This is a genomic window from Mycobacterium sp. NPDC050551 (assembly GCF_040674075.1).
GTDB lineage: Bacteria > Actinomycetota > Actinomycetes > Mycobacteriales > Mycobacteriaceae > Mycobacterium.
In genome coordinates this window covers 1,015,444-1,034,520 of record NZ_JBFARC010000002.1, presented here as the reverse complement: position 1 = coordinate 1,034,520, position 19,077 = coordinate 1,015,444, and the positions used below count along the sequence as shown (strand labels likewise).

At 71.3% G+C, this 19,077-nt stretch carries 21 protein-coding genes; 12 read left to right on the top strand and 9 right to left on the bottom strand.

Features of this window, described 5'->3' with window-relative positions:
* The first annotated feature begins 5 nt into the window (after window positions 1-5).
* Entirely contained in the window at window positions 6-761 is a 756-nt protein-coding gene (locus tag AB0K11_RS11750) for a hypothetical protein (protein ID WP_364976175.1), read from the top strand.
* 7 nt (window positions 762-768) lie between these two features.
* On the opposite strand, the gene disA is transcribed toward AB0K11_RS11750, so the two are convergent.
* The 3 genes from disA to AB0K11_RS11735 are packed head-to-tail and all read right to left on the bottom strand — an operon-like array spanning window position 769 to window position 3,929.
* The gene (disA, locus tag AB0K11_RS11745) at window positions 769-1,851 is read right to left on the bottom strand and encodes a DNA integrity scanning diadenylate cyclase DisA (protein ID WP_364976772.1); all 1,083 of its coding nucleotides are present in this window, start codon (window positions 1,849-1,851) and stop codon (window positions 769-771) included.
* Window positions 1,852-1,898: 47 nt separating this feature from the next.
* Window positions 1,899-3,299, bottom strand: coding sequence for a DNA repair protein RadA (gene radA, locus AB0K11_RS11740; protein ID WP_364976172.1), 1,401 nt, complete (start codon window positions 3,297-3,299; stop codon window positions 1,899-1,901).
* 33 nt (window positions 3,300-3,332) lie between these two features.
* Entirely contained in the window at window positions 3,333-3,929 is a 597-nt protein-coding gene (locus AB0K11_RS11735; protein ID WP_364976169.1) for a hypothetical protein, read from the bottom strand.
* A 317-nt stretch (window positions 3,930-4,246) separates the two neighbouring features.
* Between AB0K11_RS11735 and AB0K11_RS11730 the strand changes: the two genes are divergently transcribed.
* The 5 genes from AB0K11_RS11730 to rlmB are packed head-to-tail and all read left to right on the top strand — an operon-like array spanning window position 4,247 to window position 8,301.
* A complete protein-coding gene (locus AB0K11_RS11730; RefSeq protein ID WP_364976770.1) occupies window positions 4,247-4,735 on the top strand; it encodes a CarD family transcriptional regulator in 489 nt (162 codons plus the stop codon).
* Between the two features lie 6 nt (window positions 4,736-4,741).
* Window positions 4,742-5,410 (top strand): 2-C-methyl-D-erythritol 4-phosphate cytidylyltransferase, encoded by a 669-nt coding sequence (gene ispD, locus AB0K11_RS11725; RefSeq protein WP_364976166.1) that lies wholly within the window; start codon window positions 4,742-4,744, stop codon window positions 5,408-5,410.
* A 10-nt stretch (window positions 5,411-5,420) separates the two neighbouring features.
* Entirely contained in the window at window positions 5,421-5,906 is a 486-nt protein-coding gene (gene ispF / locus AB0K11_RS11720) for a 2-C-methyl-D-erythritol 2,4-cyclodiphosphate synthase (protein ID WP_364976163.1), read from the top strand.
* Between the two features lie 23 nt (window positions 5,907-5,929).
* A complete protein-coding gene (gene cysS / locus AB0K11_RS11715) occupies window positions 5,930-7,354 on the top strand; it encodes a cysteine--tRNA ligase (protein ID WP_364976160.1) in 1,425 nt (474 codons plus the stop codon).
* Window positions 7,355-7,356: 2 nt separating this feature from the next.
* Window positions 7,357-8,301: a 23S rRNA (guanosine(2251)-2'-O)-methyltransferase RlmB gene (gene rlmB, locus AB0K11_RS11710; protein ID WP_364976157.1), complete on the top strand. Its 945-nt coding sequence runs from the start codon at window positions 7,357-7,359 to the stop codon at window positions 8,299-8,301.
* A 7-nt stretch (window positions 8,302-8,308) separates the two neighbouring features.
* On the opposite strand, the gene AB0K11_RS11705 is transcribed toward rlmB, so the two are convergent.
* Window positions 8,309-9,073: an SGNH/GDSL hydrolase family protein gene (locus tag AB0K11_RS11705; RefSeq protein ID WP_364976154.1), complete on the bottom strand. Its 765-nt coding sequence runs from the start codon at window positions 9,071-9,073 to the stop codon at window positions 8,309-8,311.
* Between the two features lie 49 nt (window positions 9,074-9,122).
* Entirely contained in the window at window positions 9,123-10,373 is a 1,251-nt protein-coding gene (locus AB0K11_RS11700) for an SLC13 family permease (RefSeq protein WP_364976151.1), read from the bottom strand.
* An 84-nt stretch (window positions 10,374-10,457) separates the two neighbouring features.
* On the opposite strand from AB0K11_RS11700, the gene AB0K11_RS11695 reads away from it, so the two are divergent.
* The gene (locus AB0K11_RS11695) at window positions 10,458-11,474 is read left to right on the top strand and encodes a glycerophosphodiester phosphodiesterase family protein (protein WP_364976148.1); all 1,017 of its coding nucleotides are present in this window, start codon (window positions 10,458-10,460) and stop codon (window positions 11,472-11,474) included.
* Here the strand turns inward: AB0K11_RS11695 and AB0K11_RS11690 are convergent.
* Window positions 11,467-12,390: an MBL fold metallo-hydrolase gene (locus tag AB0K11_RS11690; RefSeq protein ID WP_364976145.1), complete on the bottom strand. Its 924-nt coding sequence runs from the start codon at window positions 12,388-12,390 to the stop codon at window positions 11,467-11,469. The genes AB0K11_RS11695 and AB0K11_RS11690 overlap by 8 nt on opposite strands.
* A 29-nt stretch (window positions 12,391-12,419) precedes the next feature.
* The gene (locus AB0K11_RS11685; RefSeq protein ID WP_364976142.1) at window positions 12,420-13,622 is read right to left on the bottom strand and encodes an MFS transporter; all 1,203 of its coding nucleotides are present in this window, start codon (window positions 13,620-13,622) and stop codon (window positions 12,420-12,422) included.
* A 97-nt stretch (window positions 13,623-13,719) separates the two neighbouring features.
* Between AB0K11_RS11685 and AB0K11_RS11680 the strand changes: the two genes are divergently transcribed.
* A complete protein-coding gene (locus AB0K11_RS11680) occupies window positions 13,720-14,046 on the top strand; it encodes a helix-turn-helix transcriptional regulator (protein ID WP_364976138.1) in 327 nt (108 codons plus the stop codon).
* Here AB0K11_RS11680 and AB0K11_RS11675 read toward each other — a convergent pair.
* Both AB0K11_RS11675 and bluB read right to left on the bottom strand, forming a co-directional pair.
* Window positions 14,043-14,822, bottom strand: a complete 780-nt coding sequence (locus AB0K11_RS11675; protein ID WP_364976135.1) for a 5-oxoprolinase subunit PxpA — start codon at window positions 14,820-14,822, stop codon at window positions 14,043-14,045. The genes AB0K11_RS11680 and AB0K11_RS11675 overlap by 4 nt on opposite strands.
* Window positions 14,823-14,826: 4 nt before the next feature.
* Window positions 14,827-15,519 carry a 5,6-dimethylbenzimidazole synthase gene (bluB, locus tag AB0K11_RS11670; protein WP_364976131.1) on the bottom strand — a complete coding sequence of 231 codons (693 nt, stop codon included), beginning with the start codon at window positions 15,517-15,519 and terminating at the stop codon, window positions 14,827-14,829.
* A 31-nt stretch (window positions 15,520-15,550) separates the two neighbouring features.
* Here bluB and AB0K11_RS11665 point away from each other — a divergent pair, with 31 nt between their 5' ends.
* The 4 genes from AB0K11_RS11665 to AB0K11_RS11650 all read left to right on the top strand — a co-directional run bounded on the left by AB0K11_RS11665 (window position 15,551) and on the right by AB0K11_RS11650 (window position 19,072).
* Window positions 15,551-16,399 carry a sulfurtransferase gene (locus AB0K11_RS11665; protein WP_364976128.1) on the top strand — a complete coding sequence of 283 codons (849 nt, stop codon included), beginning with the start codon at window positions 15,551-15,553 and terminating at the stop codon, window positions 16,397-16,399.
* A 77-nt stretch (window positions 16,400-16,476) separates the two neighbouring features.
* Complete coding sequence (locus tag AB0K11_RS11660) at window positions 16,477-17,433, top strand: zinc ABC transporter substrate-binding protein (protein WP_364976768.1); 957 nt, start codon at window positions 16,477-16,479, stop codon at window positions 17,431-17,433.
* 4 nt (window positions 17,434-17,437) lie between these two features.
* The gene (locus tag AB0K11_RS11655; protein ID WP_364976125.1) at window positions 17,438-18,205 is read left to right on the top strand and encodes an ABC transporter ATP-binding protein; all 768 of its coding nucleotides are present in this window, start codon (window positions 17,438-17,440) and stop codon (window positions 18,203-18,205) included.
* Complete coding sequence (locus AB0K11_RS11650) at window positions 18,206-19,072, top strand: metal ABC transporter permease (RefSeq protein ID WP_364976122.1); 867 nt, start codon at window positions 18,206-18,208, stop codon at window positions 19,070-19,072.
* The last annotated feature ends 5 nt before the right edge of the window (window positions 19,073-19,077 follow it).

Sequence of the window (19,077 nt, the reverse complement as noted above, 5' to 3'; positions counted from 1 at the left end):
AACTTGTGCTGGACGTTGAACCGCAGGGCCCGCTGCCCCCTGAGATCTACCGGCGGCGCAGAGCGCTCGCGCTCGGCGTCGGCGTACTCGTCGTCGGCATCATCGCCGCCCTCGTCATCATCATCGTGACCAGCGGTTCCGGTGGCGACACCGCAGATCAGCAGACGCCGACCACCGCCGCCGCGCCCACTCCGCTGCCGGGGGAGAACCCCGAGATCAAGACCCCCGTCGTGCCTCCGGCGCAGGCCGCCCCGCCCCCGACGCCGACACCGACCGCCGCGGTGGCGCCGCCGCCGGTGCTCAAGGAGGGCGACGACTGCCCCGACTCCACGCTCGCGGTCAAGGGCATCACCAGCCAGCCCGAGTACGTCGTCGGCGACCAGCCGAAGTTCACCATGGTCGTCACCAACATCGGCCTGGTGGCCTGTCAGCGCGACGTCGGCGCCGCCGTGCTGGCCGCGTACGTGTACGCACTCGACAACACCCGGCTGTGGTCGAACCTCGACTGCGCGCCGTCCAACGAGACCCTGGTCAAGACGTTCGCGCCGGGTGAACAGGTGACCACCGAGGTCACCTGGACCGGAATGGGATCGGCGCCGGACTGCCCGCTGCCGCGTCAGCCGATCGGGCCCGGCACCTATAACCTGATCGTCCAGTTGGGCAACCTGCGGTCCGCCACGGTGCCGTTCATCCTGGCCGCTCAGCCGGGCTCCCCTGCGCCTGTGGGTGCACCGCCCGGACCTGTACCGCCCGTCGGCTGACGCCGGGTCAGGCCAGCCGGTCGGCGATCGTCGACTCGGCCAGCAGCGAAAGGCCCTCCCGGATGTGGCGGGCCCACATCGAGCCGATGCCCTCCACCGACTGCAGGTCGTCGGCGCTGGCGGCGAGCAGGCCCTGCAGCGATCCGAACGACCGCACCAGCAGGTCGACGTGGGCGAACTGCAGCCGCGGGATGCCCGCCATCGCCCGGTAGCCGCGTGAACTCATCGCCGAGTCCTGCGCCTCCGGCGTAGACGGGTAGCCGAAAACTCTTGCGAGAGTGGTGAAGTCGAGCAACTCGGCGTCGGAGAGGCTGTCGAGCTCCTCCAGCGTGGCGCCGACCTGCGCGGGGGACGGCGGATCGGGGTTGGCGTGGTAGTCGCGCACGATCAGCTCACGGGCGGTGTCGTTGTCGCCGACGAGTTCCTCGAGCTGGAGCTTGAGCTGACGGCCGTCGGTGCCGAGTTCCACCACGTCCGCGTCGATCTCGAGGCTGATCCGGCGCACCATCTCCAGCCGCTGCACCACGGTCATCACGTCGCGCAGCGTCACGAAGTCCTCGATCTCGGCGGTGGACAGCTGCCTGCTCACCTCGTCGAGCCGGGTCTTGTAGCGCTCCAGGGTGTCGATGGTCTGATTCGCCCGCGACAGGATGGTCGGGGTGTCGGGAACCACGTGCCGCTCGCCGGCGACGTAGACGGTGACGATGCTCATCGAGTGGCTCACCGAGATCACCGGATATCCGGTCTGGATGGCGGTGCGCTCGGCCGAGCGGTGCCGCGTGCCGGACTCGTCGGTGGGGATCGACGGATCGGGCACCAGTTGCACGTTCGCGCGCAGGATGCGGCTGCCGTCGGTGGACAGCACCACCGCGCCGTCCATCTTGGACAGCTCGCGCAGCCGGGTGGGGGCGTAGCGGATGTCGAGTTCGAAGCCGCCGTCGCAGATGACCTCGACGCTGTCGTCGTAGCCGAGCACGATCAAGGCACCGGTGCGGCCGCGCAGGATGCGTTCGAGGCCGTCGCGCAGTGGTGTCCCGGGTGCGAGCCTGCCCAGCGTCTCCCGCAGCGTCGGACGCGTCAGTGGCACCACGTTGCGCCCGGTGCGGCCGGTCCGGCCGGTCGACTTCACTGCCATGGCTACTCCTCGGATCGGGCGCTATTGTCCGCGATCCGGCGCAGCACCCGCAATGCCGCGCCGATGTTGTCGGCCTGCAGCACGCGCATCCCGGTCGGAACGGACTTCAACCCGGCGGGCACCACGGCCGAGGTGAAGCCCAGCCGGGCCGCCTCGGCGAGGCGGCGGTCCATCCCGGTGACCCGGCGCAGGTCACCTGCCAGGCCGACCTCGCCGATCACCACCGAATCGGCGGGCATCGCCAGGTCCTTGCGCGCCGATGCCATCGCGAGCGCGATGGCGAGGTCCGCGGACGGATCGGTGAGCCGCATGCCGCCGACGGTGGACAGATAGATGTCCTGGCTTCCGACGCCGAGGCGGAGGTGCTTGTCGAGGACGGCGGCGATCATCGCGGCGCGGGCCGAGTCGATGCCGCTGACCGCCCGCCGCGGCATCGCCGCGGTGGGTGCACCGACCAGCGCCTGCACCTCGCCGATCAGCGGCCGCTTGCCGTCGAGCGTGACGGTGACGGCGGTGCCCGGCACGGGTGTGGTGCGCTGGTCGCGGAACAGTCCGGACGGGTCGGCGACGCCCTCGATCCCGGTGTCGTGCAGCTGGAAACAGCCCACCTCGTCGGCGGCGCCGAACCGGTTCTTGACGCCGCGGACCATCCGCAGCGTCGACGCCCGGTCCCCTTCGAAGTGCAGCACCACGTCGACCAGGTGTTCCAGCGACCGCGGCCCTGCGATGGCGCCCTCCTTGGTCACGTGGCCGACCAGCAACACGCCGACGCCGCTGTTCTTGGCGTAGGAGGTGAGCGCGGTGGTGACCGCCCGCACCTGGGTGACCCCGCCGGGGACGCCGTCGGTCTCGCCGCTGGTCATGGTCTGCACCGAGTCGACGATCACCAGCGTCGGCTGCACCGCGTCGATGTGGCCGAGCGCGGTCGACAGATCGGATTCGGCGGCCAGGTACAGCTCGTCGTGGGTGCAGCCGGTGCGTTCGGCGCGCAGCCTGACCTGGCCTGCCGACTCCTCGCCGGACAGGTAGAGCGCGCGCCGGCCCGCCGCGGCCCAGCGATGCGCGACCTCGAGCAGCAGCGTCGACTTGCCGACGCCCGGCTCGCCGGCCAGCAGGGTCACCGAGCCCGGGACCAGCCCACCGCCCAGCACCCGGTCGAGTTCGGGGACGCCGGTGTGTTCATGGCGTGTGGTGCCCGCGGCGATGGCGCTGATGGGCACCGCGGGGGAGGCGGGCATCCGCAGCGCCGTACCGGCCTGGCCGAGCTGCCCGGTCCGGATGGGCGCGAGCACCGCGATCTCTTCGACGGTGCCCCAGGTGCCGCACTCAGCGCAGCGCCCGACCCACTTGGCGGTGATGTGCCGGCATTCCGAGCAGCGGTACTGCGCGCGCGCTCTTGCCACGGGTCGACGGTATCCCGCGCGACCGACAGAACGTCAGTGTCCGGCGCCGTGTCCCTCGTCGCCCTCGTTGTCGAGTTGGCCGGGGTCGTCGCGGCGCTGCTGCTCGCCCGCGGAGATCGGCACCGCGACCGTGGCCTTGCCGCCGCGCTCGAAGGTGAACTCGAAGTCGTAGGTCAGGCCGTTGGAGATCGGCTTGGTCAGCTTCACCTGGGCGGTCACGGTGTCTGCGGCCTCGACGGCCTCCAGCGGCGCGATCTGGCCGTCGGGCTCGCCCACGATCAGGGCGCCGCCTGCGGGTATCTGCGCGTCACCGGCGAGGGTGACCGTCGCGATGTCGGAGCGGATCGACACGAGCTTGTCGTTGACGTCGGGGGAGTTGTTGGCGGCGACGAATAGCAGTTCGGCATCGGTGCCCGGGCGCACGTAGTCCGACGTCTGCGGGGCCCGCAGGTGCACGTTGCGCAACGCGATCTCGCCGGCGTTGGCGCTGACGCCGTTGATCGCGGGTTCCTGGGTGGCCGTCTGGGCGATCTGCCCGGCGCTGCATCCGCTGAGTGTCAGTGTCGCGGCCAGCCCGGCGACGGCCAGGCCGGAGGTGACCGCCGAAGCGCGCAGTCCGAAGCGGTTCACTCGAGCCTCCTGGGTGCGGGTCCGGCGATGACGGACCGACGACATGCCGTTCGACTATGCAGAGTAGTAGGTGCGGTGAGCGGGCGGTACCGCAGGGCGGAGCGGGTTTGCGCGGCGGGCCGCGAAGGGCCCTCCCAGACACCATTCGGGGCCGTCACAGGTTCGCCGGACAACGCGGCCAGGCAACCCTCGCCTTGCACGGATTCTTGGCGGTGTCAACCCCTGGTCTTCCCGGTCAACGCCCCTGACCTGCATCGTTGATCCCCGCCTGTCTGGGCGTCGTGTTAACATGGACACGTGAAAGGGGCTCGAAACTGATGATTTTCAAGGTCGGAGACACCGTTGTTTACCCGCATCACGGTGCTGCGTTGATCGATGCGATTGAAACCCGGACGATCAAGGGTGTGGCGAAGGAATACCTCGTCCTGAAGGTCGCCCAGGGTGATCTGACCGTTCGAGTGCCCGCTGACAACGCCGAATATGTGGGCGTTCGCGACGTGGTCGGACAGGAGGGCCTCGACAAGGTCTTCCAGGTGCTGCGCGCCCCGCACACCGAGGAGCCGACCAACTGGTCGCGCCGCTACAAGGCCAACCTCGAGAAGCTGGCTTCGGGTGACGTGAACAAGGTCGCCGAGGTGGTTCGCGACCTGTGGCGCCGCGATCAGGAGCGCGGCCTGTCGGCAGGCGAGAAGCGGATGCTGGCCAAGGCCCGGCAGATCCTCGTCGGCGAACTCGCACTGGCCGAGAACACCGATAACGAGAAGGCCATGAACATCCTCGACGAGGCGCTTGCCACCGCGTCCTGACGCCCGATGACCACGGTGGCCGTCGTGCCTGCCGCGGGATCCGGTCAACGGCTCGCGGCGGGCGCGCCCAAGGCGTTCGTCCATCTCACCGGTCGGCCGATGCTCGAACACGCGCTGGCCGGCCTGCGGGATTCTGGTGTCGTCGACAGCGTGGTGGTGGCTGTGCCGCCCAACCGCACCGACGAGGCGAAACTGGTCTTCGGCGCGCATGCGGTGATCGTCTCCGGCGGGGCCGATCGCACCGAATCCGTGCGGTTGGCGCTCGACGCGGTGGGTGACGCGGAATTCGTGCTCGTCCATGACGCAGCGCGCGCGCTGACCCCACCATCGCTGATCGTGCGGGTGGTGCGCGCACTGCAGGACGGCCACACCGCCGTCGTGCCTGCGCTGCCCCTGACCGACACGATCAAGGCCGTGGATGCCAACGGCGCGGTGCTCGGCACGCCCGAGCGGGCGGGGCTACGCGCCGTGCAGACCCCGCAGGGCTTCCACACCGACGTGCTGCGGCGCGCCTATCGGTCCGCCGCCGGCGGCGGCGGGTTCACCGACGACGCGTCGATGGTCGAGCGCATGGGCGGTCAGGTGCAGACCGTCGACGGGGACCCGCTGGCCTTCAAGATCACCACGCCGAACGACCTGCTGCTGGCCGAGGCCCTGCTCGGCGCCCGGGTGTGAGGGGCCGACCGTGAACCTGCCGCGCGTCGGTCTCGGCACCGACGTCCACCCCGTCGAGCCCGGCAGGCCGTGCTGGCTGCTCGGGCTGCTGTTCCCTGACGACGACGGCTGCGCGGGGCACTCCGACGGCGATGTCGCCGCACACGCGCTGTGTGACGCGCTGCTCTCGGCGGCCGGGCTCGGCGACCTGGGCTCGGTGTTCGGCACCGGTCGCGAGGAGTGGCGGGGCGTCGGCGGGGCGGACATGCTGCGCCACGTCCACGGCCTGCTGCACGCCGAGGGCTTCCGGGTGGGTAACGCCGCGGTGCAGGTCATCGGCAACAGGCCCAAGGTGGGGCCGCGGCGGGCGGAGGCTCAGCGCCTGCTGACGGAACTGCTCGAGGCACCGGTGTCGGTGTCGGCGACCACCACCGACGGCCTGGGGCTGACCGGGCGCGGCGAGGGGCTGGCGGCGATCGCGACGGCTCTTGTCGTCGCCGATGCCGGAATGTCGTAAACCTGCCGGTAAGCTGGCGCGTCGTGACCGAAGCCCGCGCCGGAGGCGACCTCCGCCTCCACGACACCTGGACCGGTGGCGTGCGTGACTTCGTCCCGCTGCGCGACAGCCACGTGTCCATTTATCTGTGCGGCGCAACGGTTCAGGGCCTCCCGCATATCGGCCATGTCCGCAGTGGCGTCGCCTTCGACGTGCTGCGCCGCTGGCTCACCGCCAAGGGCTACGACGTCGCGTTCATCCGCAACGTCACCGACATCGACGACAAGATCCTCAACAAGGCCGCCGACGCGGGCAGGCCGTGGTGGGAGTGGGCCGCCACCTTCGAGCGGGCGTTCTCGGCCGCTTACGACGCCCTCGGCGTGCTGCCGCCCTCGGCCGAACCCCGCGCCACCGGGCACATCACCCAGATGGTCGAGTTGATCCAGCGACTCATCGACCAGGGGCATGCCTACACCGGTGACGGCGACGTCTACTTCGACGTGGCGAGCTACCCGGATTACGGCAGATTGTCGGGGCACCGCATCGACGACGTACACCAGGGTGAGGGCGTCGCCACCGGAAAGCGCGACCAGCGCGACTTCACGCTGTGGAAGGGCGCGAAACCCGGCGAGCCGTCGTGGCCCACGCCCTGGGGCCCGGGCCGCCCGGGCTGGCACACCGAGTGCGTGGCGATGTGCGAGTCCTATCTCGGCGCGGAGTTCGACATCCACGCCGGCGGAATGGATCTGGTGTTCCCGCACCACGAGAACGAGATCGCCCAGGCCAAGGCGGTCGGCGACGGCTTTGCGCGGTACTGGCTGCACAACGGCTGGGTCACCATGGGCGGCGAGAAGATGAGCAAGTCGCTGGGCAACGTGCTCTCCATTCCCGCTGTGCTGCAACGGGTCCGGCCTGCCGAGCTGCGCTACTACCTGGGCAGCGCGCACTACCGGTCGATGCTCGAGTTCTCCGAGAACGCGCTGCAGGACGCGGTGAAGGCCTACACCGGCATCGAGGACTTCCTGCACCGGGTGTGCAGCCGCGTCGGCACCGTGGTGCCCGGTGACTGGACGCCGAGATTCGCCGCCGCCCTGGACGACGACCTGGCGGTGCCCGCGGCGCTGGCCGAGGTGCACGCCGCGCGCGCCGAAGGCAACCGTGCGCTCGAGTCCGGGGACCACGAGACGGCGATGGGCCACGCCCGCGCCATCCGGGCGATGATGGGCATCCTCGGGTGCGACCCGCTCGACGAGCGCTGGGAGTCCCGCGACGAGACGACGGCCGCGCTGGCGGCGGTCGACGTGCTGGTGCAGTGGGCGCTCGCGGGCCGCGCCGAGGCTCGCGCCACCCGGGACTGGGCCACCGCCGACCAGATCCGCGATCGCCTCAAAGAGGCCGGCATCGAGGTCACCGACACCGCCGACGGTCCGCAGTGGACGCTGCTCGACGGCCACAGCAAGGACGACTGACCATGGCGGGTAATTCCAAGCGGCGCGGGGCGGTACGCAAGGAAGGCACGAAGAAGGGGCCGACGGTCGGTTCGGGCGGGGTGCGCAGACGTGGCCTCGAGGGCCGCGGCGCGACGCCGCCCGCCCATCAGCGGCCGAGCCACCCGGCGGCGAAACGTGCGGCCAAGACCGCGAGGTCACAGCAGGGCAGGCAGAAGAAGCCCGAGGACACCACCGAACTCGTGCTCGGCCGCAATCCGGTGGTGGAGTGCCTGCGGGCCGGCGTGCCCGCGACGGCGCTGTACGTGGCGCTGGGCGCCGACAACGACGAACGTCTGACCGAGGCGGTGCAGATCGCCGCCGACGCAGGCATCTCCATCCTCGAGGTGCCGCGTTCCGACCTGGACCGGATGAGCGGGTTCACCCTGCACCAGGGGCTCGGCCTGCAGGTGCCGCCCTACGACTACGCCCATCCCGACGACCTGCTCAAGGCGGCCAAGGCCGCAGGCGCGCCGCCGCTGCTGGTCGCGCTGGACAACATCTCCGACCCGCGGAACCTCGGCGCGATCGTGCGGTCGGTGTCGGCGTTCGGCGGCCACGGTGTGCTGATCCCGCAGCGCCGCTCGGCGTCGGTCACCGCCGTCGCGTGGCGCACCAGCGCGGGCGCCGCGGCCCGGCTGCGGGTGAGCCGGGCCACCAACCTGACCCGCACGCTGAAGTCGTGGTCGGACGCCGGTCTGCAGGTGGTCGGGCTGGACGCCGACGGCGACATCACGGTCGACGAGCTCGAGGGCACGGGGCCGATGGTGGTGGTGGTCGGTTCCGAGGGCAAGGGGCTCTCCCGACTGGTCCGCGAGACCTGCGACGCCGTGGTGTCGATCCCGATGGCCGGACCGACGGAATCGCTGAACGCATCGGTGGCCGCGGGCGTGGTGCTCGCCGAGATCGCCCGCCAGCGACGCAGCTGAGATCTCGTCAGCCGACGCTGACGAGCGTGCTCGACTTCGGTTCGATGCCCGCTCCCGGTGTCATCCGCCGCAGCCGCCGGATCGCCCACGGTGCGGCGAACGAGATCGCCCACCGGACATTGGTGTACACGTCCGCGCCCGACGTGGGCGCCGGGATGAAGTTCGGCACCGGCGCCGCGCGCGACCCGGTGTCCGGCAGCGCCTCGAGCACCCGCGCCGCCATCACCTCGTGGCCGAGCGGTGACAGGTGCACCCGGTCGCCGTCCCACAGCAGTGGGTCGCGGAACTCGTCGAACCGCCAGAAGTCCACCAGGCCGATGCCGAGGTCGTCGGTGGTGGCGCGCAGCAGTTCGTTGTAGATGGCGGCCCGGCCGCGCAGTCCGCGGAACAGCGGCTTGGCGCCGAGATCGGGTGCGGTGAAGGCGAGCACTACCGCGCCGGTCTGCTGCAGCGCCTTGAGCCCCTCGGCGTAGCGGGCCATCACCGCGTCGGTGTCCACGGCCAGCGCCATCAGGTCGTTCATGCCCGCGTAGACGGTGACCAGGTCGGGTTCGAGCAGCGCGCACAGCGGGATCTGCTCGGCAACGATGTCGTCCATCACCCGGCCCCGCACAGCGAGGTTGGCGTAGCCGAATCCGGAATGGCCGTGCGCGAGGTGGGCGGCCACCCGGTCGGCCCAGCCCCGCAGTCCGTTCCTGCTGCCCGGATGCGGGTCACCCACTCCCTCGGTGAAGGAGTCTCCGATCGCCACGTACCTGCTGAACCTCGGCACGGCCCCAATTGTGCCCAGTCGCCGCCGGATCCGCTCGGTACGCCACGGCTCACACGCCGAACAGCCGGATGCCGGCCCACAGCGCGACCACCGCGGCGACCAGGGTCAGCGGCACGGTGACCACCCCGACCCGGCTGAACTCGATCGCACCCGCCGGAATGTCGTGTCTGCGAACCACATTGCGCCACAACAGGTTTGCCAGCGAACCCACATAGGTGAGATTGGGTCCGACGTTGACCCCGATCAGCACCGCGAGCACGGCGGCCGGACCGGCGCCCGCGATCAGTGGAAGCAGCACCAGCACCGCGGGCAGGTTGTTGACGACGTTGGAGAGCACCGCGGCGACGGCCGCGAACCCCAGCAGCGCGGGCAGGCTGTGGCCGCCGGGCAGGATGTCGCGCATCGCGTCGTCGAGGCCGTGCACCATCACCGCCTCGACCACCACACCCAGCGCCAGCACGAACGCCAGGAACGGCACGTTCACCGCCCGCGCGATACCGGCCACCGAACTGCGGCGCCGTGCTAGGCCGCGCACGCCGAGCACCCCGGCGCCGGCCAGTGCCGCCCACGCCGGTGACAGGCCGGCCAGCGAGGTCAGCGCGAACCCGAGCAGCGTGAGCGCCAGCACCACGAGCACGAACACCGGCACCTCCGCAGGCGGCGGGTGATCGGACCGTTGCGGTGCGACGGCCAGGTCGCGAGCGAACAGCCAACGCAGCAGCAGGAACTCGACGAGGACCGTCACCAGCCACGGTAACGCCATCAGTGCGGCGAACCGGGTGAACGACAGCCCGGCCGCCGCGAACGCCAGCAGGTTGGTCAGGTTGGACACCGGCAGCAGCAGCGACGCGCTGTTGGCCAGGTGGGCGGTCGCGTAGGCGTGCGGCCGCGCCGGTATCGACAGCGTCGCCGCGGTGGCGATCACCACCGGCGTCAGCAGCACCACGGTGGCGTCCAGGCTCAGGACCGCGGTGACAGCGGCCGCGACGACGAACACCATCCTCAGCAGGCGCCGCGGATCGCCCGCACTGACCCGGGCCATCAGCACGCCCGCGGCGTGGAACAGGCCTTCGTCGTCGCACAGCCGCGACAGCACAAGCACCGCCGCCAGGAACCCGACCACCGGCAGGAGTTCGCGGATCTCGGCGGCGGCGTCGTCGACTGAGATCGCGCCGACGCCGACGAGCAGCGCCGCGGCGGGCACGGCGACGACCGCCTCGGGCAGGCCCCGCGGGCGGATCACCGCGAACGCAAGCACGACGGCGAGCAGCAGCAGGCTCATGACCAACGCGCGTGACATCCCTTCGAACTCTCGATGACGAAACTGCGTTGGTCCGCCTCGACTCCGCCTGCTGCAGCGCCGACGCGGATAACGTCTTCAGCCATGCGCAGAGCTGCCACCCTCATCATGCTCGTCGCCGCTGCGGTCGCGTTCGGCGTACCCCCTGCCGCCGCGCAGCCGTCGGGTTTCGATCTGCAGGCGCACCGGGGCGGGCGCGGGGAGACCACCGAGGAGTCGCTGCGCGCGTTCACCAAGGCGCTCGAGTTGGGGGTCAGCACACTCGAACTCGACGTCGTCATCACCAGGGACAACCAGCCGCTGGTGTGGCACGACCCGAAGATCGCACCGGAGAAGTGCGCGGACACCGCCCCGGCGTTCCCCGCCGACCCGCAGTATCCCTACGTCGGCAAGCTGGTGCGTGACCTCACCCTCGCCCAGATCCGCACGCTCGACTGCGGCAAGATGCTGGCCGACTACCCGAATGCCGAAGTCGTGCGGGGCAACAGGATCGCCGTGCTGCCGGAGGTGTTCACCCTCGCCGACGACTTCGGGGCGGGCGTGCGGTTCAACATCGAGACCAAGGTCGAGGCCGAACATCCCGAGCAGTCGGCGGCCCCGGAGGTGTTCGTCGACGTGATCCTCGCGGCGGTGCGGGCGGCGGGCAAGGTCGGCCGGGTCGACATCCAGAGCTTCGACTGGCGCACCCTGCCGATGGTTCGCCGCGCGGAGCCGTCGATCCCGCTGGTCGCCCTGTGGGACGAGACCACCTGGGTGCCGGGGTCGCCGTGGCTTGCCGGCATCGACCCGGCGGTGACGCCCGACCCGATCGCGGCCGCGCAGCAGGTCGGCGCGAACATCCTGTCGCCGGGCTATTCGGTGCCCTACGGGCAGACGCCCGCCGATCCCGGCTTCCGGCTGGTGGCCGACCGGGCGTTCGTCGACCGGGCACACGCGGCGGGCCTGCGGGTGATCCCGTGGACGATCAACGACGAGGATGCGATGCGCGCGCAGATCGCCGCGGGCGCCGACGGCATCATCACCGACTACCCGACCAGGCTGCGCGCGGTGCTGGCCGGCCTCGGGATGCCGCTGCCGCCGGCGTATGTCCGGATCAGGTGAGCCAGGGATCCTCGCGCTGCCACAGTGTCGGCAGATGCAGCGGCACGCCGTCGGCCTCGGCGAGGCGGGTGAGCACCCGCACCGAGAAGTCGAGGTCGTCGCCGGCGAAGGGCAGCGCCCGCAACGGCCGGTGTAGCGGCCGGAAGAAGTCGTCCCAGTGGATGAGCACGACGCGGCGGGCGCCGACGGCGCGCACCACGTGGGTCCAGTAGTCGACGACGTAGCGCTCGGGCTGCACGCCGAGCTGGCCGACTCCCAGGTAGACCACGTCGGCCTGGCTGCCGTCGAGCGCGCCGGGCACGAAGCCCGCGCTGCCCACGATCAGCAGCCGCCGGCCGGTGGGGGAGTGCTCGATCATCGTCGACCACGCCTCCCCGCAGCGATAGGCCGACGCTCGCACCGGCGGCCTGACGGGTTCGGTGATCTCACCCGGGAACCGGTCGGGTGGGCAGTGTTCCGACTCGAGCAGTGTGACGCGGTAGGCGCCGAGCGTCATCGTCGTCCCGGGTTCGGCGATCAGCAGCCGGTCGGCGGGCAGTCCGTGACCGCGCCCGACCTGGGCGGTCGAGGTACCGCCGACCAGCGTGGCGCCGGTGCGCTCGGCGACCAGTGCGGAGTCGAGTGCGTGGTCGAAGTGGGTGTGCACCGGCAGCACGGCGTCCAGGTGCTGCACGCCGAGCCGGCCGAGGCACCCGTCCACCCGCGGCGGTGACGGCGCGATCCGGCCCAGCCCGACGGACAGCAGGCCGGGCCGGGAGAAGAAGCCGTCGGTCATCAGGGCCGACGTGCCGTCGTCGACCAGCAGGGTGGTGACGCCGGCCCACGTGACGGTCAGGGGGCTGTCGGCGGCCGCGGCGGGCGCGTCGAACAGGTGGGCGTGGGCATCGAGGTCGGGCCGGCCGGCGCGTAGGCGCATGGCTCGACTCTAGAGCGGTGCTGCTCCCGCTAGCCGCGGGCGGCGGCCCGGGTGCTGCGCATGCCGAAGGCGGCGGCCACCAGGCAGGCCGTTGCGACAGCGCCGGCGAACCACGGGAACACCGCGGTGATGTCCCAGCGTGTCGCGGCCCATCCGGCCATCAGCGTCGGCACCGCCATCGCGGTGTAGGCCAGCAGGTAGTACGCCGACATCGTCTCGCCGCGACGGTCGGCGGGCACCACGTCGGACAGGTGGCGCAGCGAGCCGCCGAAGCCGAGCCCGAAGGTCGCGCCGAGCAGCGCAGCCGCGACGAACACCAGCTGCCACTGGTGCGACATCAGCACCGGGATGGTCACGAGGAGCGCGACCGCCATGCCGACGTCTCCGACGACGGCCGCCCGCCGGGCGGGCACCCGGGTGGCGAAGAGCTGTGACAGCGCGGCGGCGAAGGCGGTGGTGCCGACGACAGCGCCGCCGAACACCAGGTTGTCGATGTGGGTCTGGCGGGCGGCCAGCGACGGGTACAGCGACAGCAGCACACCGAGCACCGACCACGACGCCATCACGCCGAGCGCGGCGAACCAGAAGTCGGCGCGGATCTCGGCCGGCACGGCGGGACGTGCGATGCGGATCGGTCCGCTGCTGCGGGCGAGGTGGGGTTCGCGCAGCGCCAGCAGGCCGACGCCGACGATCAGGCACAGGACGGCCACCACCGCATACGGGGTCCGCAGCGGGTGCGGCGCGTACTGGGCCAGCAGCGCGGAGCCGACGATGGCGATCGTCATGCCGATGTTGAAGCTGACGCCGCTCAGCTGGCCGGAGCGCACGCCGTGGTGGGGACGGAGGTCGAGCAGTGCGGCGGCGCCCGCGACGACGATGGAGCCGACGGCCGCGCCGTGAATCGTGCGGGCCACCAGCAGCAGCGCCATGTTGTCGGCGATCAGGAACACGCCGAGTCCGACGAGCAGGGCGATCAGTGCGCCGACCAGGACGGGCTTGCGGCCCACCACGTCGGAGATGCGGCCGGAGACCAGCACGGCGGCCAGCGCCGCGACCGCGTAGACCCCGAACACGACGGTGGTGGCCAGTGGCGAGAGGTGCCACACGGACTCGTAGATGCCGTAGAGCGGGGCGGGCAGTCCGGAGACCCCGAGCGCCACACCGCTGAGCACCAGCAGCAGCGGGTATGCCCAGCGCTGCGTGTCGGTGCGCGGGGGCTCGATCGCGACCACTCCCGATCCCTCCTGACGATTGGTTTGACAGGCATCGAACTTCAATCGAGAGTACGTTAGGTTCGATCGACATCAAACTTCGCGTGGCAGAGGACACATGACACCGACGACCGCCGCCTACCCGACCCATCCGGTCGGGTCCGTCCAGCAGGTGCTGGGCGCCATCGGTGACCCGGTGCGGCTGGAGATGGTGCGCCGGCTGTTCAACGCAGGCGCCCCGGTGCAGTGCGGCGGGCTCTACGACGGCATCAACAAGTCGACGGCCGCCCACCATTTCCGGATCCTGCGCGAGGCGGGGCTCACGGAGCGACTCGTGCTCGACGGGCACACCTGCCAGCGACTGCGCATCGAGGAGGTGGACGCGGCGCTGCCGGGTCTGCTCGGCTCCGTCGTCGCGGGCGCCAACCGGGAGGCGGCCCGCTAGCCGGTGAACGGTGCGACGGTGATGCCGTCGTCGGTGAGGCGGCGCCGCACCGCCGTGGCGATCTGCACCGCGCCCGGTGAGTCGCCGTGCACGCACACCGAGGCGACGGAGATCGGGATCGTCGACCCGTCGACCGCGTCGACGCGGCCCTCGGTCACCATCGACACCACCCGTTCGACGATCTCGCCGACGTCACCGAGCACCGCGTTGGGTTCGCGTCGCGACACCAGTTGACCGTCGGCGCGGTAGGCCCGGTCGGCGAACGCCTCGGGCACCGTGCGCAATCCGAGTTCCTCGGCGGCGGTGAAGAACACCGACCCGGACAGGCCCAGTACCGGCAGTCCCGGGTCGACGGCGTGTACCGCGGCCGCCACCGCCCTGGCCTGGGCGTGATGGCTGACAATCGAGTTGTACAGTGCACCATGGGGTTTGACGTAGGACACCCGTGACCCCGCGGCATGGGCGAGCGCCTGCAGCGCCCCGATCTGATACATCACGTCCGCGGTGAGGTCGTCGGGGGTGACGTCGATGAACCGGCGGCCGAAGCCGGCGAGATCGCGGTAGCTGACCTGCGCGCCGATCCGGACGCCGCGCTCGGCGGCGGCGCGGCACACCCGGGCCAGCCGGGCCGGGTCGCCGGCATGGAAGCCGCAGGCGACGTTGGCGCTGGTGACGATGTCGAGCATCGCGTCGTCGTCGCCGAGGTCCCAGACCCCGAAGCCCTCGCCGAGGTCGGCGTTGAGGTCGACGGACAGTTCGGCGCGAGCCGTTGGCATGCCGTCAGCCTAGTGCGGCGGCATCCGGTCCGACACGATCACCGAGTGGTCCGGAGGGCCAGGAGTTCTCGCTGACGAACTCGGCCAGTGGGCGACCGTGCGTCCACTCGTCGATCTCGAGCGCGGGCCGGTCGGGGAACTCGGGCACCGGGCCGAGGCACAGCACCGCCACGGCCTGCGCGTCGTCGGGCAGTCCGAGCAGCGCGCCGAGCCGGTCCGGGTCGAAGATCGACACCCAGCCCATGCCGAGGCCCTCGGCGCGGGCGGCCAACCACAGGTTCTGGATCGCGCACGACACCGAGGCGAGGTCCATCTGCGGCAGGGTGCGCCTGCCGAACACGTGCCGCGCCCGGTCGTCGCCGAGTGCGACGACCAGCAGTTCCGCGCACTCGAGGATCCCCTCGACTTTCAGCGCCAGGAATTCCGCCGCGCGCGGACCGAGCGCCTCGGCGGTCCGGAGCCGCTCCTCGTCGACCACTGCGTGAATCCGGCGCCGCAGTGTGCCGTCGGTGACGCGGATGAAGCGCCAGGGCTGCATCAGCCCCACGCTGGGCGCGGCGTGGGCCGCCTGAAGCAGCCGGCCGAGCACCTCCTCGTCGACCGTCGCGCCCGCCACGAACCGGCGCATGTCGCGCCGCTCGGCGATCACCCGGTAGACGGCACGCCGCTCGGCGGCGCTGAACGCATGGTCGGTCACCGGCCCAGCTTAGGGATGGCACCATCGAGTGGTGGCCCGTGCCGACGTCCTCATCACCGCCGACGAGCTGCTCGGCCTGCTCGCCGATGGGCGGCCGGTCACCCTGCTCGACGTGCGCTGGCAGCTCACCGAGCCCGACGGCCGCGACACCTACCTTCGCGGTCATCTGCCCGGCGCGGTGTACGTCTCGCTCGAGGACGAGCTGTCCGACCACGGCGTCACCGGCCGGGGTCGCCATCCGTTGCCTGCCGGCCGCGCGGTCGAGTCGGCGGCACGCGGGTGGGGTGCGCGCGACGGTGTACCGACCGTCGTCTACGACGACTGGAATCGCGCCGGGTCGGCCCGGGCGTGGTGGGTGCTGACCGCCGCAGGAATCTCCGGCGTGCGAATCCTCGACGGCGGGCTGGCCGCGTGGCGGCAGGCGGGCGGTGCCGTCGAGTCGGGCCCCGTCACCCCGGCTCCCGGTGACGTCACCGTCGCACACGATGATCTGTACGCCGGCGCGCTGCCGACGCTGACCGCCGACGACGTCGCGGGCTACGGCGGGGTGCTTCTCGACGCGCGTGCACCTGAACGCTTCCGCGGCGAGGTCGAACCCGTCGACCCGGTGGCCGGTCACATCCCGGGCGCGCGCAACGCACCGAGCACGGCCGTGCTGGACGACGCCGGCACGTTCCTGCCGACGGCGGACCTCACCCGGATATTCGAATCACACGGCGCCACAGTGGCTCCCGGGGTTGGCGTGTACTGCGGCTCCGGTGTCACCGCCGCGGTGACGATCGCGGCGTTGCGCGCCGCGGGCGTCGAGGCGGAGCTGTTCCCCGGTTCGTGGTCGCAATGGTCGTCGGACCCCACCCGGGCGGTGGCCACCGGACACTGACGTGCACTCGGTTCGCCACCGATAATGCAAACCGTTATCATTATCGGGTGACGACGAAGCGCGCTGTGGTCCGCACACTGGCCGCCGGTGCACTGCTGGTCCTGCCCCTCGGGACGGCGGCCTGTGGCAACGGCGACGAACCCTCCGCCACCCCGGCGCAATCCGCCGCGCCCGCGTGCCCCACCGATCCGGTGTCGGTGGTGGTGAGCGTCGACCAGTGGGGCGACATCGTCTCCGACCTCGGCGGACAGTGTGCGAAGGTCACCACGGTGCTCGCCGGGTCTGGTGTCGATCCGCATGACTTCGAGCCCGCTCCCAAGGACGCCGCGCTCTTCGAGGACGCCCAGCTCGTGGTCGTCAACGGCGGTCACTACGACGAGTGGGCCACCAAGCTGGCCGCCGGCTCGGCGCCGGACGCGCCACTGATCGACGCGCTCGAGGCAGGCGGAGGCGAGGACCACGCCGACGAGGCAGGCCAGGCCCACGCCCACGAGGACGGCGAACCGAACCCGCACGTCTGGTACAGCCCCACCGGCGTCACGGCGGTCGCCGACGCGGTCACCGCCGAGCTCGGAAAGCTCGCCCCGGACGCCAAGGGCTACTTCGGTGAGCGGCGGGCCGAATTCGGTCAGTCGCTCGCGCCGTACGACGACCTGATCGCGTCGATCAAGGCAGGCGCATCCGGCAAGACCTCCGCCGCCACCGAGAGCGTCTTCGACGACATGGCCACCGCCGTCGGCCTGACCGACCGCACGCCCGAGGGCTACCGGGCGGCCTCGGCTTCCGAGAGCGACCCGTCACCGGCCGACCTCGACGCGTTCCTGCGGCTGCTGGGCGATCGCCGAGTGGACGTCCTGGTGTACAACGTGCAGACCGAAGGCTCTGTCCCGCAGCAGATCCGGACGGCGGCCGAACAGGCGGGCGTGCCGGTGGTCGAGGTGACCGAGACGGTGCCCGCAGACGCCCAGTCGTTCCAGACGTGGCAGGTCGACCAGCTGACCGCACTCGCGAAGGCGCTCGGTGTCCCCGCCTGATCCGGTGACCGCTGAACCGGCGCTCACCTTCGAGGGCGCCGCCGTCGCCCGCGGCGGGCGCACGGTCTGGTCGCATGCCGACTTCGAGATCCCCGCGGGCGGGATCGTCGCGGTCATCGGCTCCAACGGCACCGGCAAGACCACGCTGCTGCAGGTGGTGCTCGGAGTGCTACCGCTGTCGGCGGGCCTGGTCCGGGTGTTCGGCCGCCCGCCCGGCACCGACAACGAACGCATCGGCTACGTGCCGCAGACCATCGGTTCTCACACCGGTGAGGCCATCCGGGTGCGCGACGCGGTGACGCTCGGTCTCAACGGACACCGCTGGGGATTCGGCGTCGCCAACCGTGACCAGCGCAGGCGTGTCGACGAGGTGCTCGCCGCCGTCGACGCGACCGAGCTGGCCGACAAGCGGCTGTCGCAGCTCTCCGGCGGGCAGCGGCAGCGCGTCGCGCTGGCCGAGGCACTGGTGAGCGACCCCGAGATGCTCATCCTCGACGAACCGCTGGCCTCACTCGACCTGCGCAACCAGCGCGAGATGGTCGCACTGCTCGGCCGGATCAACGCCGAGCTCGGCGTGACCATCCTGGTCGTCGCCCACGACCTCAACCCGCTGCTGGGAGTGCTCACCGGCGCGGTCTACCTGCTCGACGGGCACCCGCACTACGACACCATCGACGGCGTCGTCGACGAGGACCTGCTGACCCACCTCTACGGCACCACGGTCGAGGTCGTGCACACTCCACAGGGCGACCTGTACGTGCGGAGGACCTGAGTGACCACGACATTGGTGGCGTTGGGCTACCAGGAGAACTGGTGGCAGATCCTGACGTCGAGTTTCATGCGCAACGCCCTGATCGGCGGCACGCTCGTGGCGCTGGCCGCCGGGCTCATCGGCTACTTCGTCGTCGTCCGGAACACGGCGTTCGCGGCGCACGCACTGGCGCACATCGGTCTGCCCGGCGCGACCGGCGCGGTGCTGCTGGGGCTGCCGGTGGTATTCGGCCTCGGGGTGTTCTGCGTCGGGGGAGCGCTGGTCATCGGCGCGCTGGGGCGCCGCGCCGCCGACCGCGAGGTCGCGACCGGAACCGTGCTGGCGATGGCCACCGGTCTCGGCCTGCTGTTCAACTCTCTGGCCACCCGCAACTCGAGCACCCTGACCAACGTGCTGTTCGGCAACCTGCTGGCCATCACCGATCAGCAGCTGGTCACCTTCGCCGCGCTGCTGGGGATGGTCGTGCTCAGCATCGGCGTCATCTACCGGCCGCTGCTGTTCACCTCGATCAACGCGCAGGTGGCCGACGCCCGCGGCGTCCCGGTGCGCGGGCTGTCGATCACATTCATGGTGCTGCTGGGCCTCACGGTGACGATGGCCGTGCAGGCCGTCGGCACGCTGCTGCTGTTCGCGCTCGTCGTCACTCCTGCGGCGGCGGCGATCATGCTGACACCGCGGCCTCCGGCGGCGATCGGCGTCGCGACGCTGATCAGCCTGGTGTCGGTGTGGCTCGGGCTCGGGGTGTCAGCGATGTTCAACGCCCCGCCGAGCTTCGTCGTCATCACCATCGCCTGCACCGTCTGGGCGGTGGTGTGGGCGGCGCAGCGAGGGCTGCGGTCGTCGGCGAACCGCGTACTGGTGACCTGACCTGC

Coding starts and splice junctions, on each gene's coding strand:
- ispD (WP_364976166.1), top strand. CDS start 4,742: ATGACCACGGTGGCCGTCGTGCCTGCCGCGGGATCCGGTCAACGGCTC.
- AB0K11_RS11695 (WP_364976148.1), top strand. CDS start 10,458: ATGCGCAGAGCTGCCACCCTCATCATGCTCGTCGCCGCTGCGGTCGCG.
- AB0K11_RS11700 (WP_364976151.1), bottom strand. CDS start 10,373: ATGTCACGCGCGTTGGTCATGAGCCTGCTGCTGCTCGCCGTCGTGCTT.
- AB0K11_RS11675 (WP_364976135.1), bottom strand. CDS start 14,822: ATGCCAACGGCTCGCGCCGAACTGTCCGTCGACCTCAACGCCGACCTC.
- rlmB (WP_364976157.1), top strand. CDS start 7,357: ATGGCGGGTAATTCCAAGCGGCGCGGGGCGGTACGCAAGGAAGGCACG.
- AB0K11_RS11680 (WP_364976138.1), top strand. CDS start 13,720: ATGACACCGACGACCGCCGCCTACCCGACCCATCCGGTCGGGTCCGTC.
- AB0K11_RS11690 (WP_364976145.1), bottom strand. CDS start 12,390: ATGCGCCTACGCGCCGGCCGGCCCGACCTCGATGCCCACGCCCACCTG.
- AB0K11_RS11730 (WP_364976770.1), top strand. CDS start 4,247: ATGATTTTCAAGGTCGGAGACACCGTTGTTTACCCGCATCACGGTGCT.